Source organism: Janthinobacterium sp. 1L-D-8-B-C4, from assembly GCF_057291295.1.
Map to the genome: position 1 here is coordinate 33,815 of NZ_JBXAVX010000019.1, position 25,731 is coordinate 59,545.

24 protein-coding genes and 1 tRNA gene are annotated in these 25,731 nt (G+C 62.7%); 7 read left to right on the top strand and 18 right to left on the bottom strand.

Going from position 1 to position 25,731, the window contains the following annotated elements:
• Positions 1–19 precede the first annotated feature (19 nt).
• The 9 genes from AC0Z42_RS26010 to AC0Z42_RS26050 form a co-directional block, all read right to left on the bottom strand.
• Entirely contained in the window at positions 20–1,279 is a 1,260-nt protein-coding gene (locus tag AC0Z42_RS26010; RefSeq protein WP_485470972.1) for a TerD family protein, read from the bottom strand.
• Complete coding sequence (locus AC0Z42_RS26015) at positions 1,276–2,247, bottom strand: HpcH/HpaI aldolase/citrate lyase family protein (RefSeq protein WP_485470973.1); 972 nt, start codon at positions 2,245–2,247, stop codon at positions 1,276–1,278. The genes AC0Z42_RS26010 and AC0Z42_RS26015 overlap by 4 nt, the downstream gene beginning before the upstream one ends.
• Positions 2,240–3,346 (bottom strand): cysteine protease StiP family protein, encoded by a 1,107-nt coding sequence (locus AC0Z42_RS26020; protein WP_485470974.1) that lies wholly within the window; start codon positions 3,344–3,346, stop codon positions 2,240–2,242. The genes AC0Z42_RS26015 and AC0Z42_RS26020 overlap by 8 nt, the downstream gene beginning before the upstream one ends.
• Positions 3,343–4,071: an HAD family hydrolase gene (locus AC0Z42_RS26025; protein WP_485470975.1), complete on the bottom strand. Its 729-nt coding sequence runs from the start codon at positions 4,069–4,071 to the stop codon at positions 3,343–3,345. Before AC0Z42_RS26025 ends, AC0Z42_RS26020 begins: the two co-directional genes overlap by 4 nt.
• Before the next feature lies 1 nt (position 4,072).
• The gene (locus tag AC0Z42_RS26030; protein WP_485470976.1) at positions 4,073–5,230 is read right to left on the bottom strand and encodes a phosphoribosyltransferase domain-containing protein; all 1,158 of its coding nucleotides are present in this window, start codon (positions 5,228–5,230) and stop codon (positions 4,073–4,075) included.
• Positions 5,227–6,261, bottom strand: coding sequence for an ATP-grasp domain-containing protein (locus AC0Z42_RS26035; protein ID WP_485470977.1), 1,035 nt, complete (start codon positions 6,259–6,261; stop codon positions 5,227–5,229). The genes AC0Z42_RS26030 and AC0Z42_RS26035 overlap by 4 nt, the downstream gene beginning before the upstream one ends.
• 125 nt (positions 6,262–6,386) lie before the next feature.
• Positions 6,387–7,103, bottom strand: a complete 717-nt coding sequence (locus tag AC0Z42_RS26040) for a TIGR00266 family protein (protein ID WP_308922411.1) — start codon at positions 7,101–7,103, stop codon at positions 6,387–6,389.
• Between the two features lie 68 nt (positions 7,104–7,171).
• Complete coding sequence (locus AC0Z42_RS26045) at positions 7,172–7,747, bottom strand: TerD family protein (RefSeq protein ID WP_485470978.1); 576 nt, start codon at positions 7,745–7,747, stop codon at positions 7,172–7,174.
• A 100-nt stretch (positions 7,748–7,847) separates the two neighbouring features.
• A complete protein-coding gene (locus tag AC0Z42_RS26050; protein ID WP_485470979.1) occupies positions 7,848–8,930 on the bottom strand; it encodes a DUF475 domain-containing protein in 1,083 nt (360 codons plus the stop codon).
• 202 nt (positions 8,931–9,132) lie between these two features.
• Between AC0Z42_RS26050 and AC0Z42_RS26055 the strand changes: the two genes are divergently transcribed.
• The 3 genes from AC0Z42_RS26055 to AC0Z42_RS26065 all read left to right on the top strand — a co-directional run bounded on the left by AC0Z42_RS26055 (position 9,133) and on the right by AC0Z42_RS26065 (position 14,206).
• Positions 9,133–9,555: a divergent PAP2 family protein gene (locus tag AC0Z42_RS26055; RefSeq protein ID WP_485470980.1), complete on the top strand. Its 423-nt coding sequence runs from the start codon at positions 9,133–9,135 to the stop codon at positions 9,553–9,555.
• A gap of 244 nt (positions 9,556–9,799) precedes the next feature.
• Positions 9,800–10,978, top strand: coding sequence for an efflux RND transporter periplasmic adaptor subunit (locus AC0Z42_RS26060; protein WP_485470981.1), 1,179 nt, complete (start codon positions 9,800–9,802; stop codon positions 10,976–10,978).
• Between the two features lie 3 nt (positions 10,979–10,981).
• A complete protein-coding gene (locus AC0Z42_RS26065; RefSeq protein WP_485470982.1) occupies positions 10,982–14,206 on the top strand; it encodes an efflux RND transporter permease subunit in 3,225 nt (1,074 codons plus the stop codon).
• Positions 14,207–14,273: 67 nt separating this feature from the next.
• Here the strand turns inward: AC0Z42_RS26065 and AC0Z42_RS26070 are convergent, their stop codons facing one another.
• The 6 genes from AC0Z42_RS26070 to AC0Z42_RS26095 form a co-directional block, all read right to left on the bottom strand.
• Positions 14,274–14,663, bottom strand: a complete 390-nt coding sequence (locus AC0Z42_RS26070) for a hypothetical protein (RefSeq protein ID WP_485470983.1) — start codon at positions 14,661–14,663, stop codon at positions 14,274–14,276.
• A gap of 231 nt (positions 14,664–14,894) precedes the next feature.
• The gene (locus tag AC0Z42_RS26075) at positions 14,895–15,815 is read right to left on the bottom strand and encodes an SAM hydrolase/SAM-dependent halogenase family protein (RefSeq protein ID WP_485470984.1); all 921 of its coding nucleotides are present in this window, start codon (positions 15,813–15,815) and stop codon (positions 14,895–14,897) included.
• Between the two features lie 18 nt (positions 15,816–15,833).
• Entirely contained in the window at positions 15,834–18,308 is a 2,475-nt protein-coding gene (locus AC0Z42_RS26080; RefSeq protein ID WP_485470985.1) for a TonB-dependent receptor plug domain-containing protein, read from the bottom strand.
• Between the two features lie 104 nt (positions 18,309–18,412).
• Positions 18,413–19,291, bottom strand: coding sequence for an NAD(P)H-hydrate dehydratase (locus AC0Z42_RS26085; protein ID WP_485470986.1), 879 nt, complete (start codon positions 19,289–19,291; stop codon positions 18,413–18,415).
• Between the two features lie 12 nt (positions 19,292–19,303).
• Positions 19,304–20,068 (bottom strand): histidine phosphatase family protein, encoded by a 765-nt coding sequence (locus AC0Z42_RS26090; protein WP_485470987.1) that lies wholly within the window; start codon positions 20,066–20,068, stop codon positions 19,304–19,306.
• An 80-nt stretch (positions 20,069–20,148) separates the two neighbouring features.
• Positions 20,149–21,549 (bottom strand): L-cystine transporter, encoded by a 1,401-nt coding sequence (locus AC0Z42_RS26095; protein ID WP_485470988.1) that lies wholly within the window; start codon positions 21,547–21,549, stop codon positions 20,149–20,151.
• Between the two features lie 268 nt (positions 21,550–21,817).
• On the opposite strand from AC0Z42_RS26095, the gene AC0Z42_RS26100 reads away from it, so the two are divergent.
• From AC0Z42_RS26100 to AC0Z42_RS26115, 4 genes are read left to right on the top strand one after another with little or no spacing between them, the layout of a single operon-like run.
• On the top strand, positions 21,818–22,195 hold the full coding sequence (locus tag AC0Z42_RS26100; protein WP_485470989.1) for a nuclear transport factor 2 family protein: 378 nt from the start codon (positions 21,818–21,820) through the stop codon (positions 22,193–22,195).
• An 8-nt stretch (positions 22,196–22,203) separates the two neighbouring features.
• The gene (locus AC0Z42_RS26105) at positions 22,204–22,590 is read left to right on the top strand and encodes a hypothetical protein (RefSeq protein ID WP_485470990.1); all 387 of its coding nucleotides are present in this window, start codon (positions 22,204–22,206) and stop codon (positions 22,588–22,590) included.
• A 59-nt stretch (positions 22,591–22,649) separates the two neighbouring features.
• Positions 22,650–23,108: a hypothetical protein gene (locus AC0Z42_RS26110; RefSeq protein ID WP_485470991.1), complete on the top strand. Its 459-nt coding sequence runs from the start codon at positions 22,650–22,652 to the stop codon at positions 23,106–23,108.
• A 14-nt stretch (positions 23,109–23,122) separates the two neighbouring features.
• A complete protein-coding gene (locus tag AC0Z42_RS26115) occupies positions 23,123–23,653 on the top strand; it encodes a hypothetical protein (RefSeq protein ID WP_485470992.1) in 531 nt (176 codons plus the stop codon).
• On the opposite strand, the gene AC0Z42_RS26120 is transcribed toward AC0Z42_RS26115, so the two are convergent.
• The 3 genes from AC0Z42_RS26120 to AC0Z42_RS26130 all read right to left on the bottom strand — a co-directional run bounded on the left by AC0Z42_RS26120 (position 23,650) and on the right by AC0Z42_RS26130 (position 25,417).
• The gene (locus AC0Z42_RS26120) at positions 23,650–24,243 is read right to left on the bottom strand and encodes an IMPACT family protein (RefSeq protein WP_485470993.1); all 594 of its coding nucleotides are present in this window, start codon (positions 24,241–24,243) and stop codon (positions 23,650–23,652) included. The genes AC0Z42_RS26115 and AC0Z42_RS26120 overlap by 4 nt on opposite strands.
• A gap of 108 nt (positions 24,244–24,351) precedes the next feature.
• Positions 24,352–24,427, bottom strand: a tRNA-Lys gene (locus AC0Z42_RS26125).
• Between the two features lie 60 nt (positions 24,428–24,487).
• On the bottom strand, positions 24,488–25,417 hold the full coding sequence (locus AC0Z42_RS26130) for a LysR substrate-binding domain-containing protein (protein ID WP_485470994.1): 930 nt from the start codon (positions 25,415–25,417) through the stop codon (positions 24,488–24,490).
• Between the last annotated feature and the right edge of the window lie 314 nt (positions 25,418–25,731).

The following is a 25,731-nucleotide window of genomic DNA, read 5'->3' on the forward strand; positions in this document are numbered from 1 at the left end:
TTTATCTATAAGGGTGGCGTTAGTCCTTGCGGCCCGCTTTCCAGTTCAAGCCGAAGTTATACCGTTCGTCCATCGCCTGGTGCGCCGTGATTTTACCTTGGCCGCCGAAGTATTCCACCAGTTTTGTCACCTGCAGGTTGCCACCCTGGTTTTCCAGCATGGCGATCGCGCACATGGCGTGCTGGCTGTCGCTGTCGAGGCGCACTTCGACGGTCGGCTGGCCAGGCACGTCGATGGTCACCACGCCGTCGGTGGCGGCCCAGTTGGGTACGCCTTCGTAGATAAAGGCGTACACCAATACACGCTTGATCTGGTCGAAGTGGGTGCCGTTGATAAAGATGTTTTCGCCGCTGCTGATGCTGCCCGTGCGGTCGTCGCCTTCCAGATGGATATACGGTGGACGGTCGAACGCGCCCCAGCTGTTGCCGAGCGCCTGCACCGCGCTCTTGCTGCCGTTGCTCATCTCGAACAGGCAGCCGATATCGAGGTCGATGCCGCCCGCGCGGCCGGCCGGCTTGGCGAACAGCTTGCCGAGGAAACCGGTATCGAGTTTCGACGCCGGCGCCTGGCCTTGCGCGGCGTTCTGGTTCCAGTTCAGGTTGACCTTGATGCGGCCATAGCCGCCGCTGTCGCGCTTGTCGAGCGAGATCTTGTCACCGCGCTTTTCCAAACGAATTTTCGACAGCGAAATTTTATTTGCCGGTGGCGCGGCTGGCGCTGGCACGGGCGTTGGCACCGGGACCGGGACCGGTGCCGGTGCGGGCGATCCTGATCCGGCTTCGCTGCCGCCGAAGTGCTTCAGCAGCGCGCCCAGGCCGCCGGCAAAACCCTGGCCGACGGCGCCGAAGCGCCAGCTGCCGTCGCGGCGATACAGCTCGCCGATGATCACGGCTTTCTCATCCTGGAAGTCGGCACCGGCAAACGCGAACGTGGCGGCGGACCCCAGCGCCAGGCTTGAGCTGCCGAGCGCGCGCATGCTGCCCTGTTCCGTCGCGGCGGTAAACACCAGCTTGTCGATCGACTGCGGCAGGCGCGCCAGGTCGATCTGGAACACCGAACGCGGGCCATTGAGCTCCACCGTGACGGCGTTGTCGGGTGCGCTTTTCTGGTTGTAGAACACCATGTAGCGGTCGTCCGACAGCTTGCCGGCAGCGTCGACGCCGAAGCAGCTGACATCGACTTCCATCGAACCGGAAGCGATATCGAGAGTGACGGCAAACGGGCCGTTCAGGCCCAGGTCGGCCAGCTTGCCTTTTTGGCCGCGTGTGAAATTGGTCATGGTCGTGCAGTCCCTTCGTCACTGGTGAGTGGATTCAAATGCAGTGGCTGGGCGGCGCCATCGACATGGCGGATGCCGAACAGGCGCGCCTGCTCGATGATGCGCTGGGCCCAGCTGCTATGGGTGGCCACCTCGCACATCGATTCCTGCATGCGGAACACGGCCGGGCTGTCCGGGTCGATGATGCGCAGCGCCAGTTCGATGTCGCTCTGCGCCACCTGGTAGTGGCGCTCGATCTGCGGCACCTGGTCGGGATGGATGGCGGTCTTGGCGATCATGCCGTGCGCCATGTCCTGCGCCACTTCGGCGGCCAGCCAGTCATCCTGCGTCAGGTGTTCGAACACGGGCGCCGTCAGCTCGAAGCCGTGCGGCTTGAAGATGGTGACGAGGCGGCCGATCACCTGGCCCAGCGGGGTCTGGTAAATCGTGCCGGTGGTCGGGCGGCGCAGGCCCAGGAGCGCCAGCAGGTCGTTGCCGCCGATGCGCAGCGCCAGGATGCGTGCGCGCACCTCGGGCGCGGCCAGGGTGCGCCGGAACAGCTTCATCTCTTCGTCGTCGAACACTTCGGCCGTTTCCAGCGTTGGCATCAAGAGGTGATGCGTGTGGCGCACCTGGTCGAAGTAGGCAGCAAAATTGTGGCGCGTCGATTTGGGCAGCACGAAGCCGGCCAGTTTTTCCACGCCCGGCATGGCCAGCACGCGCGCCATGACCTCGACATTGCGCACGCGGACAAAGCGCAAGGTATCGGACGCTTCGCTCATGTTCTGCAGCGCCAGCGACAGGTTGAACAGCGCGTAACTGAGATCGCGTTCGGCGATCGCGTCTTCGGTGCAAAAAATCACGGAGCGTAAATGGCTGAATTTGTCGCCATTGGCAATGGCCAGCAAATCCTTGTGCGTGGTCGGCACATACATCGATGCGCCGAGTGCTGCCTTGTGTTCACTTTGTGGGTGTATGGAGTTATCCATCGACTGCGCTCCTGATAAGGGCAACTGCCTGGTAAGGCAGCGCCGGTTGTACGGTAACGGGGACGGCTTTTTCGTGTGCCAGAAGCAGCAAATGTGCCACGTCCGGCGCATTCGTGTCGCGCACAATCAGTCGCTCGGGTACGCGGCGCAGCAGCACCCGCGTCGCTTCGCCGATACCGGGCTTGATCAGGTTGATGTCGGTGATGCCGTAGTCGCGCTGTGCCTGTGCCATATAGGCTCGCGAGCGCGCCGCCATGGCCGGCGCGTCGGTCGCCTCGGCCAGCGGAATGCCGCTGCTGCCGGCGATCGCGATGGCGTCGGCCACCAGGCCATCGGCGAACTGGCGCGACTGGTCGTGCGCTTCGAACTGCGCGTAGTACACGCAGCCATGGAAGTCGTCCGCGCCAATCGCTTCGTTCAAAACCGAGCGGCTGACCAGGCCGGATACCGTGGCGTTCAATATGCTCGACGGGATCAGGTAGTCGCTTGACGAGGCGGCGCAGGCGGCCGTGCCGGCCAGGTCCGACAGCACGAACAGGCCGCCGTCGATGCTGGTGCCATGCTGTGCGTTGTAGTCGCCGACGCTCTGGCGCAGCTCGCGCGAGATCACGCCTTTTCCGGTCCAGCCGTCGACAAACACGATCGATTCCGCAGCGTGGCCGTGCGCCAGCATATGCGCGATGGCGTTGGTGTCGATGCCGCGGTCGCGGATGATGGAGACCGAATAATGGCTGCACTCGCGCTGGAATACCTGGGTCAGCAAATGCTTGAGGATCACGCCTACCGGCGTGCCGGCACGCGCCAAGGACACCAGCGTAATGGCGCCTTCACGGCGCGCCGCAATCAGCGCGGCCAGGCGCAGGCAGTCGCGCGCCATCTGCAGGCGGTTGGCCGCAAACGCGCTCTGGAACAGCGCCAGGTAGGCCGGCGAGGGCAAGGACTCGGGCGACAGCATTTCGCTGTAGTGGCGCTGGCCGGACTGGATCAGCCGTTCTTTCTCGGCCAGGTCGCGTATCGGTTCGAGCGCCATCGGCGTCAGCAAAAATTCCACGTCTTGCTGGCGGTAGCTGCCGCTGAAATGCTGCGTCGTTGTGATCATAGTGCGCCCACCGTCAGCGCCGCCAGCTGGGTGCCGTTCGGGATGATGGCGTAGTCGCACGCGGCCATGAAGCGCGCGTCCGAGCGGCTGTCGCCCATGCCGAAGCTCAAAATGGGGCCATGTTCGGCTTCCAGTTCCGCGCGCAGATAGGCCACGGCGCGCGCCTTGTTCAGGCTTTTCGGCAGCACGGCCAGGTTGTTGCCGTTGCGGTGGATGAAGTAGTCCGCGCCTTCATTGGCGATCCAGTCCAGCAGCACCTGCTGCTCGATATCGGCCAGCCGTTCGCCGCGCGCTTCATGATCCTTCACCACGATATAGAACGGCGTGTTGTAGTCTTCGATCAGGCGCGCGCGCGACGGCATGCCCGCCTTTGCTTGAAAGTCGTCGATGATGCGCATGGCGTCCCGCAAGCCCGGCAGGGCGGTCTGCATGTCGTCCTGCATCAGCGCCAGCCAGCCCGTGTCGAGCGCACCGCCTGGTTGCAGCACGATGCCGCCGTAATCGAGCACGCTGTAGCTGGAAAACGGCAGGTCGACGCGGCGAAACGCGTCGCCATTCCTGGCCGTGGCCGGGATCAGGGTCATGCCGCTTTGCGCGAATTCAAAAAACGCACGCTGGCGCGCCGTGGTAAACGAGCAGGCTTCGCCGTTTTTCAGGTAGGCGGCCGGCTGAAGATCGGTTTGGCCAGGTACTTTTTTCGGGGTCTGGAACAGTGTGTCGTCCAAATCAACAAACAGGAATTTCTTCAATGGTGGTCTCTGACTGAAAGTGGAACAGGCGGCCATGGAGCTGGCCGGCGAGTTGCATGAGGGCCGGACTGGCCGGGGTTTCATGGCAGATGAAAACGTGCTGGTACTGCGCTGGTGCCACGTTGTACAGATAGTTGGCGATGCCTTCGCCGTAATTGTCGTCGCAGCAGACGATATGGCCGACCGCACCCCACGACAGGATGGGCGAGCGGGTGGTTGACTGCACCACCACCTGCTTGCCCAAGGCTTCCAGTTCGCGCCCCAGCAGGAAGGAAGGATGCATGAATTCGCCGGTGCCCAGCACCAGCACCGATTCGTCGTCCCTGACCTGCTGCGCCAGCTGCGCGGCCAGCGCTTGCGGCGGTGCCAGGGCGCGGTCGACACCGATGCGCCCGAAGGCGTCGCTGGCGCCGCGTTCCGCGTTGGCTTCAAAGCGCTGCGCACTGGGGGCGCTTGGTGCCGGCGTGTCGCCCATCTTGAAGGCGTATTGGCCGGACAAGGCCGCGCCGACCGTGGTGGGCAGGCCGAAGCGCTGGCTCAAGCCGGCGTTGGCCTCGCGGCCCATGAAATTGGTGATCACGCCCAGGTGCAGGTTTTCCAGCTGCGGATAGCGCGCGCGGCAGACCTCGATCAGGTTGGCGAAGGTATTGCCGGTCGATGCTTCATCGTCGATCAGCACCAGGCTGCGCGCGCGCGCAAAGACGGCGCTGGCGTTGTCGGAGAGATGTAAAAACTGGCGCGGCGCATGGCTGTGCGACTCTTCGAATTCAAAGAAGGGCACCGTGCCAACGCGGTAGCGCGAGCTGTGAAGGAACAATCCTTCGCTGCCTGCATTCGCCTTGAGCCACGCTTCGAACACGCCCTGGCCCAGGCCCACGGCGGTTTCCGCCATGGCGACAAACACCACCGGGCCTGGCAGGTCTGCAGGTATCTGCGCGGCCAGGTCGGCGTGGACCGCTTCCATTGCGCTGGGCGTGACGGGCCAGTGCTTGCCCAGCACTTTCGACAGGAACAGGAAACCGCGCTTGGCGTTGGCGCGCGCCGCGTAGCCGATCAGGTCGCCCAGCGCAAAGCGCGCCTCGTCGACCTGCAAGGTCAGCTCGCCGGTCGGCATGGTCTGGCGCACGAGCGTCATGGCAGTTCCACCGGATACGCCGCTTCGGCCACGCGCATGCCTTCGCGAATCGCGGGAATCGTGACGTTTTCATAGCCCTGGTCGAAGCCGGCCAGCGCGATGTAGGGCAAGTTTGGACCGGCCGCGCAGGCCATGCCGATGCCGCCCGACATGCGCGGATTGATCTCCAGCAGCGCCAGACCGTTCGCGCCTTCGCGGAACTGGATATTGAACACGCCGTTCAACTGGTAGTCGCGCGCCAGTTTTTCGCAGGCAGCCAGCAGTTCCTTGCGCAGTTCGATCAGCTGGCCGCTGCCCGGGGCATGCAATTTTTTTCGCGGTATGGCGCACACCAGCTTGCCATTGTCGGCCACGCAGTCGGCGCTGTATTCATGGCCGTCCAGGTATTCCATCAGCAGCAAGGTCTTGAAGGTCTCCATTCGCGCCAGGCCGTCGCGCAGCTCCTGCGTGTTGATCTTGTAGTCGGCGCCGGCCAGCAGCAGCTCGGCGCTGGAACGTTCGTCGAGCACGGCAAAGCCCAGGCCATACACGGATTCGGACGGCTTGATGCACAGGCGCGCATGCAGCGGGCGCAGTTCGGCAAACGCCGCATCGTATTCGGCGATATCGTTGACGGCGCGCGTGTCGGCCACCGGCGCCATCGGCAGGTCCAGCCCCGCGCAAAAGCGCGCCTTGTCGTGCATCAGGGTCAGCACTTCCTGGGTGGCCACGCTCAGCACGCGCGTGCCGATGGCCTCGAAGCGTGCGTGCGCGCTGGCGATCCGGCCGGCGGCGCGGCCAGGCCAGAAGATCGTGATTTTTCGTTCGCGGCAGAATTCCAGACACCATTCCAGATAGTCTTCGCCTTTCAGGTCGGTCGGTTCGACCGCGTATTCATCGGCCGCCAGAAAGGCCGCGGCATGTTCGTTCGGGTTGGTATAGATCAGGTGATAGCGGCGCTGGCCGCCGGCGCTGGCCATGTCGGCCTCGCGTATCAAACGCATGGCGGTGGCGACCGAGGAAAATGTTTTGTTGAACCAGACTCTTTGCATGTACGGGGACCGGTGAAGAAAGAAGCGTAAGAAAAACCGCGCGCAGTGCGGGAGCACATGCGCGCGGAGATGCTAGCCAGTCACACTTGACCTGGCCTTGGAAACTATGGCAAAACAACAAAATATTAACCTGCTTTGCCCGATGCGGTCCATTTCAGGAAGGCGTCGCGGTTGCGCGAGCAGATGAAGACTTTGCCCGAACCGGAAAAGCGCAGCACGATGCCTTCGCCACTGGTCACGCTGTTGACGATATTGCCGAGGAAACCGCCGATGCCGCCGCCGCTGGCGCCGCCGCCGGTGGTCACCGAAATTTCATATTTCAGGCTGTTGTCCCAGCAGACCACGTGCGAATTGTCGATCACCACATCCTTGCCCGGCTCGACGTCGAGCTGGAACATGGAGCCGAAGCCCGACACCACTACCTGGCCGCTGCCGGCCGTTTCCATCACGAAAAAGCCGCCCGACTGCGCGAACAGCGCATTGCCGATGCTTTGCGTGCGCACCTTCATTTCGGTGCCCGAGGTGGCGGCGACAAACGCGCCGTCGTTCAACAGGTACTGGCGCGCGCCGACGTCGACCACTTCGATGGCGCCGGGCAGGGTCGGCGAGAGCAGGCAGTCGCCGCTGCCGCGCACCGCTTCGATATGCTGCTGGAAGAATGACTCGCCATTGGCGAAGCGGCGCATAATGGCGCTGCCCAGGCCGCCCGTCATCTTGCCCTTCAGGTCGAGCGCCGTTTCCATCATCACCATCGCATCGGACTCGCAATAGATGGTTTCGCCCTGTTTCATGCTGACATGCAGGAAGGGATCGACATCACCGGTGACACTAAATACTGGCATGATAAATCTCCAAAAAAAAGCCGCCTGACATGTCCCAGGCGGCCGTGACTAGATGCTGCGGTGCTTGATCAGGCGTTCACGCCGAACGAACGTGCGAGGGGCCCCAGGCCGCCGTTGAAACCCTGGCCGATGGCCTTGAATTTCCATTCGCCGTTGTAGCGGTAGATTTCGCCAAAGATCATCGCCGTTTCGGTCGAGCTGTCTTCGGACAGGTCGTAGCGGGCGATCTCGCGTTCGCCTTCCGCGTTCAGGCAGCGGATAAAGGCTTTCGACACCATGCCGAAGTTCTGGCGGCGCGCGTCGGCGTCGTGAATCGTCACGGTGATGCTGATGCGTTCGATATCGGCCGGCACGCGGGTCAGGTCGATCTCGATGCGCTCGTCGTCGCCTTCGCCTTCGCCGGTCTGGTTGTCGCCCGTATGGACCACGGAACCGTCGGTCGACTTCAGGTTGTTATAGAAGATGAAGTCGGAATCGCCACGCACTTTACCGTCGTTTTTCAGGAGAAAGGCACTGCCGTCAAGGTCGAAGGTGGCGCCGTCGGTTGAACGAGGATCCCAGCCGAGGCCGATGATGATCTTCTTCAGGTTCGGTGCTTCCTTGCTCAGGTTGACGTTACCGCCTTTTTGCAAACTGATTGCCATGTGGTGCTCCTTTTATAGAGGTGGATTACTTTTCATGCCCGTATGGATCAAGTACGAGGACTTGTTCCATTGAATGCATATGGTGACGAAAACGCCAAAATCAAGCGTCCGCCGCGTGCCGTTTCCGGTAGCGCAAGGACGACCACAGCGACACCAGGATAAACGCCACGCCCGACAGGCCCGTGAACCATTCCGGGATATGGTACTTGACCGAGCCCAGCATGATCAATGCCAGGATGCCGATCGCGTAATGCGCACCGTGTTCCAAGTAGACGAATTCGTCCAGGGTGCCCTTGTGCACCAGGAATACCGTCATCGAACGCACGAACATGGCGCCGATCGCCAGGCCCAGCATGATGATGACGACGTCGTTGGTAATGGCAAACGCGCCGATCACGCCGTCAAAGCTGAACGAAGCATCCAATACTTCCAGGTACAAAAAGCCGCCGATGCTGCCGCGCGCCACGTTTTTCACCAGCTGGCCATTGCCGTTCTTGACTGCCACGGCATCATCGCCATCCTCGTCCTGCAGGTCCGGTTCGCCTTCTTCCAGCAAGCCGCTGATCCAGTTCACGCCCAGGTAGACGGCGATGCCGACGATGCCGGCCGCCAGCACGCTGTATTTTTCATCGGCCGGGCCCATCGCCACGCAAGCGGCCACGGCGCCCATGGTGATCAGCACGGCCAGGCTTTCGGTGCCCAGTGCGTTGACCTTTTCCTCGGCCCAGCCCAGCCAATGCAATTCCTTTTCGTCGTCGAACAAGAAGTTCAGGAACACCAGCAGCAAGAAGGCGCCGCCAAAGGCCGCCACTTGCGCATGGTTGTCGGTCAGGTGCTTGGCGTAAATTTCAGGCGTGGTGGTGGCCATGGTCCACACATCCATCAGGCCCAGGCCGGTGGCGACCGAGACGATTACCAGCGGAAACAGCAGCCGCATGCCGAACACGGCGACCAGAATGCCGACCGTCAGGAACAGCTTTTGCCAGAATTCATTCCAGTGGCGCAGCACGGAGGCGTTGACCACCGCATTGTCGAACGACAGCGACACTTCCATCACGCCCAGCACGCCCGTGATCCACAGCGCCTGCAACATGCCGCTGGTGCCGCCGTGGGTATAGCCCCACCAGCCCGAGACCGCCATCAGGATGAAGGTCACTAAAAAGGAAATTCTGAAATGCTTCATTGGGACCCCGTTACGTGTTATTCGAGACGTGTTGTTTTACGTCAATTGTTGTATACGCCATGATTTTATATTACTTGCCGCCGCACGCCGCGTTTTATACGCATGAAAATTGGCGCTGCTGCCATGGCGGGCGATCTGCGATAATTGCGGCGCGCCTTGAATGGCATCTGACCAACATATAGATAGAAGAAAAGGAACACCCGTGGATATCGCCTACCTCGTCACGCCCCTGATTACCTGGATACTGGTCGGCCCGATCAAATTCCTGATCAACAGCGCCCGCACGCGCCAGTGGGCGTTCGGCCTGGTGGGCAATGGCGGGTTTCCCAGCAACCATAGCGCCGTCGTCTCCAGCATGGCGACCCTGATCGCGCTGCGCGAAGGCATCGGCCATCCGGCCTTCGGCGTGGCCGTGACCTTGGCGTTCATCGTCATCATCGACGCCAACAGCCTGCGCCAGCACGTGGGCAAGCAGGCCGCCGCCATCAATCGTCTGGCCAGGGAAGCGGGCAGTGCGGCGCATACCCATCTGCGCGAGCGCATGGGCCACACGCTGGTGGAAATCGCCGGCGGCCTGTGCACCGGCGTGGCGATCGGCTTCCTGGTCAACGCCGTGTTCAGTTGATCAGCTTTATTGCATCTGTCAATACCCAACCCCGCCGACCGGCGGGGTTTTGCGTTTCAGGGCGTAAAAACTACGTTTCAACCCCCGATTCCGGCATTACAGGAATCGGCTGATTGACATCGCCAGAGACGCTCATGGATACTCTGGCGCTTGCGGTTTTAATAAAAAAATAATCGTGCGTGTCAGCAGCGCCTTACCCGGTTGCCTGTTTGACATGCACTGCCTTCTATCCGGAGAGTTACCCATGTTGCGCAAAACCCTGTTCGTCCTGGCCATCGCGTCTGCCTTGGCCGCTTGCGGAAAAGAGTCCAAAGACCCTGGCAAGGGGGGCGGCAAGGATGGCAAGGATGGCAAGACGGCTGCCAGCGCAGCGGCCAAACTGATCATTTCACCGGAAGACGTGCTCACCATCGAAAGCAATGCGCTGGCCTCGGGCCCGGTCATTACCGGCTCGGTCCAGCCCGAGCGCAATGCAGACCTGCGCGCCGAAGTGTCGGCCGTGGTGATCCAGGTGCTGAAGGAAAACGGCGAAGCCGTGAAGCGCGGCGATATCCTCGTCAAGCTCGACGAAACCTCGATCCGCGACAGCTTGAATTCGGCCGAAGAAGCAAGCCGCGCCGCCAGCCAGGTGCTGGAACAGTCCGAACGCATGTTCCAGCGCATGAAGACGCTGCGCGCCTCGGGCATGACCTCGACCCAGGCCCTGGAAGACACGGAAATTCGCCGCAACAATGCGCAGAGCGACCTGTCGGCCGCGAAAAGCCGCGCCGCCCAGGCGCGCCAGCAATTGCAGCGCACTCTCGTGCGGGCGCCGTTCGACGGCATCGTCAGCGAGCGCAAGGTGTCCAATGGCGACACGGCGCAGATCGGCAAGGAACTGATACGCGTGATCGATCCGACCAGCATGCGCCTCGAAGGCCTGGTGTCGGCCGACAAGATCGGCGTGGTCAAGGTGGGCCAGGCCGTGCGTTTCCGCATCAATGGCTACCCGGGCCAGGATTTCCTGGGCAAGGTGCGCCGTGTCGATCCGGCCGCCAACGCCGTCACGCGCCAGGTGGCGGTGCTGGTCGATTTCAATGACAAGACCCAGCCGCGCGTGGCCGGCCTGTATGCGGAAGGGCGCATCGAAGCCGACAGCGTCAGCGCCGTGATGATTCCCGATTCCGCGCTGGTCAAGGCCGGCGACCAGACCTATACCTGGAGCGTGAAAGACAAGGCGCTGCACAAGACCGTGCTGCGCATCGGCGCGCGCGATATCCGCACTGGCCAGTGGGAAGTGCAAAGTGGCCTGGCCAGCGGCGACACCGTGCTGCGTACGCCCGGCTCGACCTTCAAGGATGGCCAGCAGGTGGAACTGGCGGTACCCAAAAAACTGCCGGCGGCCGCCGTCGCCAGCACGCCAGCCGTCGTCAAAGGAAACTAAGCCATGTTCCTTTCCGATTTCAGTATCAAGCGGCCCACCGCCACCATCGTGTTGATCCTGGCGATGATGTGCGTCGGCCTGCTGGCGCTGACCAAGCTGCGCGTCAACCAGAACCCGGACGTCGAAGTGCCGTTTATCGTCGTCAGCATTCCTTACCCAGGCGCCTCGCCCGACACGGTCGAGCGCGAAGTGGTCAACCGCCTGGAAAAATCCTTGCAGAGCATTTCCGGCGTGACGGAAATTAACAGCTCGTCCAACGAAGGCGCGGCCAGCATCTTCCTGCAGTTTTCGTTCAAGACCAACCTGATCGAAGCGTCCGACGATATCCGCAACGCCATTGCCGCCGTGCGCTACAAGCTGCCGCTGGAAATGCGCGAACCGATCCTGCAGCGCATCGATCCGGGCGCCGAACCGATCATGCAGCTGGCGCTGTCATCGAGCTCGCAAAGCCATGCGGAAATTTCGCGCCTGGCCGAAGACGTGCTGTCGGACCGCTTCCGCGCCGTCGATGGCGTGGCGCTGGTCAATGTGGGCGGCTCGCTGAAACGCGAACTGTCGGTGCTGCTGCGCGCCGAAAAGCTGCGTGAATATAATGTTTCCGTCAGCGACGTGGTGACGGCTCTGCGCAACCAGAATACCAATGCGCCGGTGGGCAAGGTACGTGGCAGCCTGGACGAGAAAAGCATCCGCCTGGTCGGGCGCATCGAGTCGCCGTCCGACTTTGAACAGGTGGTGATCAAGCGCAGCGGTGACGAAATCGTGCGCCTGGCGCAAGTGGCCACCATCCAGGATGGCTTTGCTGAAATCAACAGCATGAGCGTGCGCAGCGGCAAGCCGAACGTGGGCATTTCCATCACCCGCGTGCGTGACGCGTCCACCGTCAGCGTGGCCAATAAAATCCGCGACATGATGGTCGAGATCAACAAGACCCTGCCGGAAGGCACCAAGCTGGAAGTGACGCGCGACGGCGGCGAAAATGCCCAGCACAGCCTGAACAATGTGATCGAGTCGCTGGTACTGGGCGCCGTGCTGACGATTTTCGTCGTGTATGCCTTTTTGAACTCCTGGCGCTCGACCCTGATCACGGCCTTGAGCCTGCCCACTTCCGTTATCGCGGCGTTCATTGCCGTCTGGCTGTGTGGCTTTACCCTGAACTTCATGACCCTGCTGGGCCTGTCGCTGGCAATCGGCGTGCTGATCGATGACGCCATCGTGGTGCGTGAAAATATCGTGCGTCACATGCAGATGGGCAAGGACCGCCGCACGGCGGCGCTGGAAGGCACGGCCGAGATCGGCCTGGCGGTGGCCGCCACCACCTTCTCGATTATTGCCGTGTTCATCCCGGTTGCCTTCATGCCCGGCATTTCCGGTGAATGGTTCCGTCCGTTCGCGCTGACGGTGACCTGCTCGGTGCTGGTCAGCCTCGGTATTTCATTTACGCTCGATCCGATGCTGTCGGCTTACTGGGGCGACCCGGCCGACCACCATACGGCGCCGAAAAAAGGCATCAGCGCCGTACTGGACCGCTTCAATCACTGGTTCGACCACCAGGCTGACCGCTATGGCAACGTGATTGCCTGGGCGCTGCATCACCGCCGCTCGATGGCCGTGATCGCCTTCGGCACGCTGGTGGGCGCGATCGTGCTGCACGCCACGCATGGCGGCACCAGCTTCCTGCCGGCTTCCGATTCGGGCAACCTGATGATCAATGTACGCACGCCTTCGTCGAGCAGCATCGAGTATTCGCGCCTGAAACTGGAAGCGGCGGCCGTGCTGGCGCGCACCTTGCCTGAAACCAAAGACACCAACAGCTCGGTCACCGCCGCTGGCGGCCGCATCTATGTCGATATCGGCAAGCGCAACACGCGCAAGCGTTCGGCCAAGGAAGTGGCGGTCGAGCTGCGCGAGAAAATGTCGCGCCTGGTGGGCGCCGAATACGTGGTGCAGGATGACCTCAGCAATGGCTCGCAAAAACCGATACAGGTGGAATTTACCGGTCCCGATTCGCGCAAGTTGATGGAAATCACCAACGCCTATATGGACAAGTTGCGCCTGGTCGCCGGCGCCGTTGATGTCGGCCTGTCGGAGCAGGATCCGAAGAACGAACTGAAGATCGAGCTGAACCGTGGTTTGGCCAACTCCATGGGTATTTCCGTCAATGACGCGGCGCAATCATTGCGCGTGGCGTTTGCCGGCGTGGAAGTGGGCGACTGGGTCGACCCGACCGGCGAGACGCGCGACGTGGCCGTGCGCCTGCACCCCGATGACCGCGTGGCGTCCGAAAATATCGAACGCCTGCCGATCAGCGTGACAGGTACCAGCCAGATGGTGCCGCTGGACCAGATCGCCAGCATTACCATGGGCAAGGGCCCGTCCGGCATCGAGCACAAGAACGGCAAGCGCACGATTACCGTCTCGGCCAATGCCCAAGGGCGCTCGAACGGCGAAGTGACGACCGATGCGATGAACCTGGCCAAGTCGATCGACTTCCCGCCCGGCTACGGCCTGGCCCTGGGCGGCGCCGGCCAGGACCAGCAGGAGTTGTTTACGCAGATGGTCATCGCGCTGGTGATGGGGATCGGCCTGATGTATCTGATCCTGGTGATGCAGTTCAATTCCTTCACGGCGCCGATCGCGGTGATGATGTCCTTGCCGCTGAGCCTGATCGGCGTGGTGGTAGCGCTGGTGATCACGAATAACACCCTGAACCTGATGAGCTTTATCGGCATCATCATGCTGATGGGACTGGTTGCCAAGAACGCCATCCTGCTGCTGGACGCGGCGCGCAAACGCGAAGAGGAAGGCTATGGCCGCGAGGACGCGCTGATGGACGCAGGTCGCATGCGTCTGCGCCCGATTCTGATGACCACGTTTGCCCTGATCGCCGGCATGTTCCCGGTCGCCCTGGGCCTCGGTGAAGGCGGCGAGTTTTATCGTCCGCTGGCCATTGCAATTATCGGCGGCACGATTACCTCGACCATCCTGACCCTGCTGGTGGTGCCGACCTTCTACGACAGCATCGAGATCGCCCGCGACGGCGCCGTGGCCAAGTTCCACTGGCGCGCCGGCCGCATGAACGTGGCTTTTGCCCTGGTGCTGACCCTGATCGAATGCGTGCTGACCTTGCTGATGATCCGCTTCATTTACCGCATGCTGAAACTGGCCGTGCTGTTCCTGATGGGGCGGCGTGCGCCGGCGGTAGCCGCACCGGTCAGCTTGCATAAATAAATACGACTTGCTCCAGGCAAGACAAGGAGCCTTCTTCGGAAGGCTCTTTTTTCGCCTGTCGCCAGGATTATCGGCCGCCCGGTGGCGTGGTCCCGGTCCCGGTCCCGGTTCCACCGGTACCCGACCCGCCGGTGCCCGATCCGCCCGTTCCTGAACCGCTGGTGCCACCCGTGCCGCCCGTGCCACCTGTCCCGCCTGTTCCAGGCGTGGTGGTGCCACCCGGTGTCGTCGTTGTTCCGTCAGGCGTGGTGCCGCCCGGAGTGGTCGGCGTGGTGGTGTCCGCCGGTGGCATGGTTGGAGTGGTGGTGTCGGCCGGTGGAATGGCCGGCGCCGGATTGGTGGCGGCTGGCGAGTTGGCCGTGCCGGTATCCTCGCGCTTGTTGCAGCCGGCCAGCAGCGCGCACAGAATGGCGCTGCCGAAGACAAGTTTGCTGGTGGTGGTCAATGTTGCCGTCATGATTTTCCCTTTCGGTTGAGAGCCTGTCAGTGGAAGCCGTTGCGGAGCTGTAACAAGGCTGGCATCGCTTGCAAAAATTAGAGTCAATCGCGGGCCACAGGTTCACGACTTTTCAGCAACTACAGCGATGGCGCAGAAGAACACGTGATAGTGTTTGCGCTGGCGCAAACAACGGTGAGAAATATAACGAAGGGCCAGGACGAGCGTCCTGGCCGCAGGGGTGCTTGTTACTTAATTGCTGTTGACTTTGCTCACTTCCACCTGCCAGTCCACGCCGGACTCGATATGGTGCTTGGCGGCAAAGTCGCCCTGGCTGATGGCCACCGCCACGTCCAGCAGGCTGTTCAGGTAGACCAGGGGCTTGCCCTTGGCCACGCCGCCAAACGTGTGTTCGAACGGCGCCGTAACTTTCGCTACCTGCTTGCCCTTGTGCAGGATGCGCACCTGCAGCGTGTCGTGCGGCTTGACGTCCAATTCATCGAGCAGCGATTTCGGGATATTCGTCCACACATTGCCATATTTCACGTCCAGCACCGGCACGATGCCGCGGATGGTATTGCCGTCGCGCACGGCGTGCTGGTAGGCGATCTTTACCACCGATTCGCTCGACAGCTGTGGCCCCACCTGTTCGTAGGTAATGGCGCCGGAGGCCAGGCGCGCGCCGACATAGGCGTACACGTCGCGGCCATGGAAGGTGTACGACTCGGCGGAGCCGGCCAGGCGGTTGACCTTTTCATCGATCTCGCGCAGCTCGGCCACGCCGTCGCGCTCGGCGATCAGGGTAAACAAACCGTTGTCGGGGCCGACGAAATAGCGGCCGTTCTTCGTTTTCAGCACCACCGACTTGCGCGTGGTGCCCACGCCCGGGTCGATCACCGAAACAAATACCGTGCCTTCGGGCCAGTAGTTGGCCGTCTGGTACAGGCGGTAGGCACCGAGCCAGATATCGTAGTCGGGAATCTGGTGCGTCAGGTCCGAGATGGTGAGCTTGGGATCGACGCCATAGGCCACGCCATGCATGGCCGACACGGCGCCGTCGGCGGTGCCGAAATCGGTCATCAGCACCAGCGGCGTGGCGGCCTGGGCGGTGGACAGCAGCAGGGCGCCAAGGCAGGCGCCGGCGACCAGGCGGGAGAGTCTTTTGAGGATCATGGGGTCTTTCATTGCAGGTTAAAAGGTATAGCTGAGCTTGGCGTAGAAATACGCGCCGTTCACGCCGATCGGGTTGATGAAGTTGTAGGGCAGGGCGCCGCCATAGGTGGCGTTATTGGTCTCGCGCACGCGCTGCGGATAGCGGTCCAGGATATTGTTGCCGCCCACGCTCAGGGTCAGCTGTCTGGACAGTTTCAGCTGGCCTTCGATGTCCAGAGACCAGACGGCGCCGAAACGCTGCGCCGGAATGCCGTCGATCAGGGGCGCATCGCTGTCATAGGAAAAGTCTTTCAGTTCGCCAAAGCGCGTCGCGCGCGCCTGCAGGCCCCAGCTTGCCGCCTGCCAGTCGGCGCCCAGGATCAGCTTGCTTTTCGGCGAGGCATGCCGGATACGGAACAGGCTGGTGTCCGTCAGCAGGGTCAGGCCGGGATCGATGGCGGAGAGCGCACCGGAACTCTGGCGCATCTGGTCCAGGCTGGTCTTGTTCAGGTTCAGCGCCGCGTTCAGGTTCAGCTTGCCGTTTGATACCGCCAGGTCGTGGTTCAGCACCACGTCCAGGCCCTTTGTACGCGTGTCGAGCAGGTTGGCCAGGTAGGCCACCGACTGGATATCATTGCGGCCCTGTTGCGCCAGGTAGGCCGTCACCGCATCGCTTTGCAAATCGCTGGTGCGCGTGATGCGGTCGCGGATGCGGATCACATAGGCGTCCACCGTCAGGCTGGTGGCTTTGGCCGGTTTCCAGGCCAGGCCCAGTGACAGATTGGTCGACTTTTCCGGCTTTAAATCCTGTGCGCCAAAGCTGCGCGCCAGGGCATCGCTGGCCGGCAGCAGGGCCGCCGTTTGCAGCGCCGTGCCGTCCGCATTGAAGTTCAGGGTGGCGAAACGGAAACCGGTTTGCACCAAGGCCGGCGCGCGGAAACTGTTCGACAGCGAGCCGCGCAGCAGGAAGTCTTCCGTGACCTTGTAGCGCGCCGACAACTTGCCCGTGCTGGCGCTGCCGAAGTCGCTGTAGTTGGAATAGCGGGCGGCAGCGCCCACCAGCAGGCGCGGCGTGAGGTCGGTTTCCGCGTCGAGGTAGATGGAACGGATCTGGCGGCTGCCATCGTATTCGTCAGACGGACGCAGCCCTGGACCGGCCTGCGCGCCCGGTGGCGCATCGGTGATGGTGCCTGCCGCATACGAGGCCGGGTCGCCGGCGGAACTCTGGTAGGTTTCACGCATCCATTCGGCGCCCACGGCCAGGTTCAAGGCAGCCGGCAGGCCAATGTCGATGCTGCGCGTGGCGTCCAGGTTCAGCGCGTTCTGGCGGAAATCAAAGCTGGCCAGATGAAAACTGGTGGGGCTGGCCGCGCCCAGCGAGGCGTTGACCGAGTGGCTGACGCCGTAGTCGAAGCGGTCGCCGCCGTGGCGCGCGCTCAGGTCCCAGCTCCAGTTGGCGGTCGTACCGCGCAGGCCGGCCACCAGGCTGACGTCGCGCTTGTCGCCATTGGTGACGGGACGGTAGCCGTTCGGATACAGCGCCAGCACGTTCGACGGATCGCCCGGATAGCGGAAGTAGGCGCTGCCGTCGGACTTGCGGTCATTAATGGTGGCAAACGAATACGCATCAAAACCATTTTCCAGCGGCAACAGCGCGTTATAGAAGGCATAGTTGTTGTGCTGGCGCGAGTCGCCCGACTTGAACACCACCTTGCCGTCGAGTGCCTGGTCGGCCGGCGTAAAATTGTACGAGGTCCAGCCCGCGTCGCTGGGGCCGGCCCGCTCGGTCGGCGAACGGCGCCGCGTTTCCGCGCCAAAACGGAAATAGCCGGCGTCGCCCAGCGGCACGCCGTAGTCGGCGTTGACGATGGTGGTCTGGCCGTCCGTCAGGGTCTGGTCGGTCGGGTCGAATTTGGTATGGTTGGCGCCGTAGCTGACCGAGGCCGAGCCGCCGGTGCGGGCTTTTTTCAGCACGATATTGATCACGCCAGCCACCGCGTCGCTGCCGTACTGGGCGCCGGCGCCGTCGCGCAGGATCTCGATATGGTCGATCGCGCCGGGCGGGATCGAATTGATGTCGACCGGCACGGTGCCCGAAAAGCTGCTTTCCGTGTCGAGCACGGCGCTGGTATGGCGGCGCTTGCCGTTGATCAGCACCAGCACCTGGTCGGGCGCCAGCCCGCGCAGCTGGATGCCGCGCACCGAGTCCGAGGCGCCGCTCGATTCGATGCGCGGGAAGTTGATCGATGGCGACAGGTTTTGCAGCGCCGCGCCGACGTCGCCGCTCGACAGCGCGTTGGACACTTCGCGCGCGCCGAAGCGGTCGATCGGCACCGTGCTGTCGAACACCGTGCGGTTGCGCACGTGCGAGCCGACCACGGTGACCTGGTCGATGCTGGCCGTTTCGGTGGAGTCGGGTGCTTCCTGCGCCGAGACGGACGACGACAGCATGGCGCAGGCGATAGCGATGGCGCGCAGCGGCGTGGAAGGAGCGGAAAAATGGCGAGATGGCACGGCGGTCCTTTAAGCTTGATCATGTGGAAACAGTTGATCGAAGCTTAAGGGAGCGTGGCGCCGCCGCTAACGATTCTTTCCGGATATGCTTATGCCTGTTGTTTTCATGTGGCCAGATGCCTGAGCAAGGCCGGTATTTCAGCTGGTATTTCGCGCGCCAGGTAGCCCAGTATGCCAAAGCGCAAGGCCAGCTGTTCACCGGCCAAGGCATGCAGGGCGATGCCCCAGGCGCAAGCCTGTTCCAGTGGCGCGCCGCGCGCCGCCAGGCCCGTGATGATGCCGGCCAGAGTGTCGCCCGAACCCGAAATCGCCAGGCCCACGTTGCCGCCTTCGTGCGACCAGCACTGGCCATCGGGCGTGGCGATGATGGTCAGCGCGCCTTTCAGCGCCACCACCGCGTTCCAGCGCTGCGCCGCTTCGATGGCCGCGCCGCGCGGATCGGCCAAAATGGCATCCTTGCTCTGGCGCGTCAGGTGCGCCATTTCGCCCGCATGCGGCGTGATCAATACCGGCTGGGCAAAGCGGAAGTTGCCAGGGTTGCACACAACGTTCATGGCGCAGGCGTCGATGATGATGCGGCTGTTGGCAAACACCGGCAACAGATTGCGCATCAGTTCGCAGCTGGCCGCGTCGTCGCTCATGCCGGGGCCGACCAGCACCGCGCTGACCTTGCCGGCCAGCGGCGCCAGCCGATCTTTCGCTTCGCGCCGGAAGCCGCCGTGGGCCGTTTCTTCCAGCGCGATCACCCTCGCTTCCGGCATGGCGATCGCCACTTGCGGCGCCACGCTGGCGGCGGTGGCCAGGGTCAGCTTGCCGGCGCCCGCGCGCAGGGCGGCGGTGGCTGCCAGCAGGATGGCGCCCGGCATTTCGCGCGAGCCGCCGATGATCAGGAGGTGGCCGCGCACTTCCTTGTCGCCGTCGGGCGTCGGCATCGGCAGTGGCCAGTCACGCAGCCGGGCAGGGGTGATGTCGGTGGCGTCCATGGATGCTCCTTGTCAGGCCTTCGGCGCGGCCGGCATGTCGGGCTGGTCGGTAACGGGCGTGCCAGATTCTTCCAGTGGCGCCACAAAATTGCACAGGTCCAGCTGCAGCTTGCCGTGCTTGCCCAAAGCTGGGTTAAAAGCGTAGGAGGTGACGCCGCAGTTGGGCACGTCGGCCGCCTTGTCGATCGCCAGGATGGCTTGCTCGTCGCAGCGTTCGAGCAGGTAGCGGAAGCAATTGACGATCACCTGGTGGCCGACGATCAGCACGCGCTCGCCGCGGTATTCGCGCGTCACGGTATCGAGCACGCTGCGCAGGCGCAAGATTACATCGCACCAGCTTTCGCCACCCGGTGGGCGGAAATAGAACTTGCCCACGTGCTGGCGCTGCTCGTGCAGTTCCGGGTATTTGCTGGCGATGCCGTGCACGGTCAGCCGGTCGAGGATGCCGAATTCCTTTTCGCGCAGGCGCTCGTCGGCCACCACCGACACCAGGCTCGATTTGTCCAGCCGTGACAGCACCGCCTGCGCCGTTTCGCGCGCGCGCACATACGGCGAATACAGCACCACAGTCGGTTGTTGTTCTGCGGGAAGGGTGAGGAACCAGTCGCCCAGCGCCTGGGCCTGCTGTTCGCCCAGGGTGGACAGGGGTACGTCGACATCGCGCTCGGCGATATTGATCAACAGGTGTTTTTCTGCTTCGGCGGTATCGCGCGCCACGTTGCCGGCGCTCTGGCCATGACGCACGATCCACAGTTGTTGCGGCCATTTCTGTTCCATCGCCTGCCTCTCTCGTCCATATCAATTGATTATCAATATAGACGAAAGCGGCAGACGGTGGCGCACTCGGTGGCCGGCCCTCAGATTGCGTGTTCGGTCTCGTCCAGGTCGGCCGCCGCATCGCTGTTGTAGACGGCCAGGTCGGTCTGCCCCATCACGCGGCTGGTGACGGTACCGGCCGTGATCGAGCCGCTGACGTTCAGGGCCGTGCGGCCCATGTCGATCAATGGCTCGACCGAGATCAGCAGGCCGGCCAGCGCCACCGGCAAGTCCATCGCCGACAGCACGATCAGCGCGGCAAAGGTGGCGCCGCCGCCGACGCCGGCCACGCCGATCGAGCCGATGGTAACAATCGCCAGCAAGGGCAGCAGGAAACTGACGGTAAACGGATCGACGCCGACGGTGGGCGCGATCATCACCGCCAGCATGGCCGGGTAGATGCCGGCGCAGCCGTTCTGGCCGATGGTCGAGCCGAACGAGGCGGCGAAGTTGGCGATGCCTTCAGGCGTGCCCAGGCGTTTGGTCTGCGTCTGCACGCTCATCGGAATCGAGCCGGCGCTGGTGCGCGAGGTGAAGGCAAACGCCAGCACGGGAAACACTTTTTTCACGAAGCGCAGCGGGTTCAGTCCGGTGCCGGCGATGATCGCCAGGTGTACCAGGAACATCAATATCAGGGCGCTGTACGAAGCCACCACGAAGTTGATCAGTTTCAGGATGTCGGTGTAGCTCGAACTCGACACGACTTCAAACATCAGTGCGAACACCCCGTACGGCGTCAGGCGCAGCACCAGCGTGACCATGCGCATGACGATGGCGTGCGCCACTTTCATGAACTGTTCGAAAGACGCGAAGATCTCGGGCTTTTTCGCGGCGATGCCGGTGGCCGAAATGCCGATGAAGATGGCGAACACCACCACCGCGATGGTCGAGGTCTTGCGCGCGCCGGTCATGTCGAGGAAGGGGTTCGATGGCACAAAGCTGATCAGCAGTTTTGGCAGCGACAGCGCTTTGGCCGTTTCCAGCGAGCCTTGCAGCTGCACCCCGCGCGCCACTTCGGCCGCGCTCGAGGTCAGGCCGACGGCGGTCAGGCCGAACAGCTTGGCCATCAGGATGCCGATGGTGGCCGCCACCGTGGTGGTGACCAGCAGGATGCCGATGGTCAGCAGGCTGATCTTGCCCAGCGAACTGGCATCCTTGAGTTTCAAGATCGCCGAGATGATGGAGACCATGATCAACGGCATGATGATCATCTGCAGCAGTTTTACATAGCCGCTGCCGACGATGTCCAGGTATTCATTGGTGCCGGCGATGGCCGCCGCATCGGCGCCATAGATGGCTTGCGCGGCCGCGCCCAGCAGCACGCCCAGGCCCAGGCCGGTAAACACGCGCACGGTAAACGTGGCATGCCGGCTTTGCTGGCGGAACATGAAGGCGAACACGATCAGCGCGACGATCAGATTGAGAATGATGGGAATTGCCATAGGAAGGCCTTATCTTGGTTTTATTGGTTTGCTGCACACGGCATTTTATAGAACTTTGCCTCAATGAACATTGCCCGTGCTGCCGCCGAGGAGGGCAGGCACTCTACCGTACTATGGGGGCGTGAAGGCCAGACTGGCTGCGAATATTACGCTATAAGAATATACAAGCCTGTTATAAGCCATCCGGTGGATAGTAGAATGCATGGTTTCATGCCAGCATGGCACGCTTGCCTGATACATAACAGGCGCACAATTGAACCAGGAAAACATGAACCAACTGAACGAAGCACAGGTACTGAACGCGGAAGAGCGGCTGCGCCTGGCCATGATGGATTCCGACGTGGCGCAGCTCACGCTCTTGCTGGCCGACGATATGCTGTTCACCAATCACCTGGGCCACCAGCTCAGCAAGGCAGCCGACCTGGCCGCGCACGAACAGCGCCTGCTGGCCATTACCGAGCTGCAAGCATCCGAGCAGCAGGTGCGCATTGTCGGCAACGTGGCCGTGGTGACGGTACGCATGCAACTGAGCGGCACTTATCACGACAAGGAAACGCATGGCGACTTCCGCTTTACGCGCGTATGGGCGCAATCGCCTGACGGTACCCTGCAGGTGATCGCCGCCCATTCGGGCGTGGTGGCTTAGGGCGGCCCATGGATCATCGTTCGAAAGGGCAACTGGTCGAGGCGGTCATCGCCGCCGGCCCCGCCACCGTGGCCGTTGCCGGGGGCTTTCCTGTGTTGCTGTACAACCTGGTGCGCACTTACTCCGACGCACCCGAAGCCAATACCGTGACGGCGCTGCTGCTGGCGGCCAGCCTGTGGGCCCTGGTGGAATTCTGGCGCATCGCGCTGGCCACTGTGGCGCGCAAGGCGTATGCCTTCGACTGGCGCTTCTGGGTGGCCGTCGCCGGTTTCCTGGCCGCCGGCGTGCATTTCCTGCCGGCCATGCCGGCCGGACTGGCGCTGGTGCTGGTGGTGCTGCCGGCGCTGGCCTGGCTGCATTTCATTTTGCTGCAGGCAAAACGGCCGCGCGGCTGACGCTATAATTTGTCACTGAGTCCACCTTGGCGCAAGCCCTTCATTTTGAAAGAGTATCGATGAAAGCTCTGTTTGTATTGCTGTTCGTATCCGGTAGCGCCCTGGCCGACGACGCCGCCATGTTGCAGTGCCGCTCGATCGCCGACGTACCCGCCCGCGTGGCCTGCTATGACGCGATTCCTGTCGGCGCGGTTGCGCCGCTTGCCGCCGCTGTCGCGCCCACGCCGCAGCAGCGCGAACAGGCGTTCGGCATGGCAAGCGTCCAGGCGCCCAAATCGGCCGTGCCGGAACAGGACAATTCGATCAGCTCGACCATCGCCGGCCGTTTTGATGGCTGGAGCGGCAATGAACTGATCAAGCTGTCGAATGGCCAGGTATGGCGCGTCGTCGACGGCAGCTCCGCCGTGCTGTCGCCGGTGAGCAATGCCAAGGTCACGGTCGAACGCAACTTCATCGGCACCTTCTTCCTGAAGATCGAAGGCACGAACAATTCGCCGAAAGTGCGGCGGGTACAGTAAGACTGAAAGCGGCCATGCAGACGCAGATCGCCGGTACGCTGGCCTCGCTTGGCGAGCTGGTCCATGCACTGGACTGGCTCGAACCCACCCATTTCAGACAGCATTTCGACCGGGCCACCACCGCGCGCGACATGCATGAAGTCATCCTGGCGCTCGGCTACGCCGCCAACTCCAAGGAATTGCGCGATACGGGCGACGAGCGCGTGCACAAGCTGTTGAACGACATCCTGCCTTTGATAGCGACGCTCAGGGCCTTCTTCACCATCAACTTGTGGCCAGCGTCGACCGGGCAACTGCAGAGCTGGACGCATGCACTGTCATCAGCGCCTGGCGGCAAATATGCGTTTCGCGATGACGGCTCGATCAGGATCGGCCTGCTGGACGCGAGCCTGCAGGGATCAATACTGTCGGTGCGGCGCATCTGGAGCCATGTCAGCGATTTTTCCGGTTCCGTGACCGAGGTCGAGCTCAAGCTGGACGCGGGGCAGGCCGCCGAATTCAAGGCCCGGCTGGCCAGCTTGCGCAGCTTTCCCTTGCCGCTTTAATCTTGCCCGTCGAGCCAGGCGATGCGACCGTTGCCAGCTTCGTCCAGATGCGCCAGCAGGGCGCTGGCGGCGCCTTCGGCCAGGCTGAAATCGAACAGCACGCTGTCGCTGTGCGCCACCGCCAGCAAGGTGGCGCCATGCGCATCGAGTTCGCGCCGCAGCATGCCTTCCATCGCGTAAGGCACCGTGCAGCGTAACAGCCGCTGGCGCACGATGGCCGTCTTTTCCGCCTGCAGCAACGCTTGCGCCACGCTGTCGGTGTAGGCCCGCACCAGCCCGCCCGCGCCCAGTTTCACGCCGCCCCAATAGCGCACCACGGTGGCCAGCACGCCTTCGAGGTCCTGGTGGCGCAGCACGTCGAGCATCGGCCGCCCGGCCGTACCGCCCGGTTCGCCATCATCGACCGCCGCCGACTGCCCGCCCGCCAGCAGCGCCCAGCACACGTGCACCGCGCCCGGATGCTGCGCCTTCAGGCCATTGACGAGCTGTTGCGCACTGGCGCGGTCCGTCATCGGCTGCACGCAGCCGATAAAACGGCTTTTCTTGATGATCAGTTCGCTGTGAACGGGGGCGGCGATGGTGAAGGGCATGGTGGCAAGATTTGATAGAGTGCCGGCATGATAGAACATGCGCGCTGAAATGCAAAAAGCCAACCGGTAAAGGTTGGCTTTTTACGCACTGCTTATGCTGCAAATTCTTGGTAGGCCGTGCGGGATTCGAACCTGCGACCAACGGATTAAAAGTCCGCTGCTCTACCAGCTGAGCTAACGACCCAAGGGCGGCTATTATGACCGGCGCCGGGCAATTTGGCAAGGCGTGGCCGGCGATTTTCTGTTACAGCGTCGAGCGCAGCGCATGCGGGCCATGCGCCAGGTGTTCCTTCAGGAACGCCACGCAGGCGTTCACCTTGGCCGAACTGGCTGCGCGCGTGCTGGTCATGGCCCACAGGTCGGCCGGCTCGTGGTATTCGGGCAGCAGGCGCACCAGCTTGCCTTCGGCGATCTGGCTTGCCACGTCCCATTCCGACAGCAGCACGATGCCGTGGCCGCTGATGGCCCAGTCGAGTACTACTTCGCCCTGGTTCGAGCCGAAGCGGCCATGGACCCTGACGGACTCCGGTCCGCGCGGCCCGACCAGGCGCCAGATGCCCAGGCCCTGTTCGCGGTAGCGCGCCACCAGGCACTGGTGCTGCAGCAATTCTTCGGCGCGGCGCGGTGTGCCGTGCTCGCGCAGGTAGGCGGGCGCAGCGCAGACGATGCGCCCGCCACGCGCCAGCAGGTGGCCGATCAATTGCTGCTGGGGCGGCTCGCCAACGCGGATATCGATATCAAAACCTTCGCCGATCAGATCGACAGCGCGGTCGGCCAGTTCCAGCCAGATATCGAGTTGCGGGTAGCGCCTGGCCAGCAGCGACAGCACGCCGGAGACCTGGTTGCGGCCGATATGCGGGCTGGTACTGACGCGTAGCGAACCGGACGGTTCCTTGCGATGGCTGGCGATGCTTTCAGCCAGCGCCGCCATGTCGTCGAGCATCTTGCGCGCGCTCTGGTGGACCAGTTCGCCATCGACGCTCATCACCATGCGCCTGGTAGTGCGGTGAAACAGTTTCACGCCCAACTGCGTTTCCAGCACGGCGATGCGCTTGCTGACAAAGGCGGGCGAGGCGCCCAACTCGGCTGAGGTGGCGATGAAGGTGCCGCAGCGCACGACGGTACAAAACACTTTCAGGTCGGACAGCAGCGGTTCGTTGGTGGCAGGGATCATTGGGGTTCTCGGTTCTGCTGGCATTATAAACAGTCTTCAGGCTTGGCCCGCCTGGCGTATTGACAGTGCTGTTCGCTAGCACAAGCAGCATCACCCCATGCACGTTTTGTCACGGTTCCTGACAACACGCTGCGTGAATAATCGGCACCTGTTCGCCTGTTACAGTCCCGTCCGTGACAAGAAATGACACATGATTCGGCGATCCTGCCCGTAGATCAGTGTCATTTCCTTGCGTCTGTCTGTCATTCGTCACAAATCGTGATGCTGCGGCTGAACGCATCCCTTTGTTTTTAATATCGAAAGCCTGCCCGGCA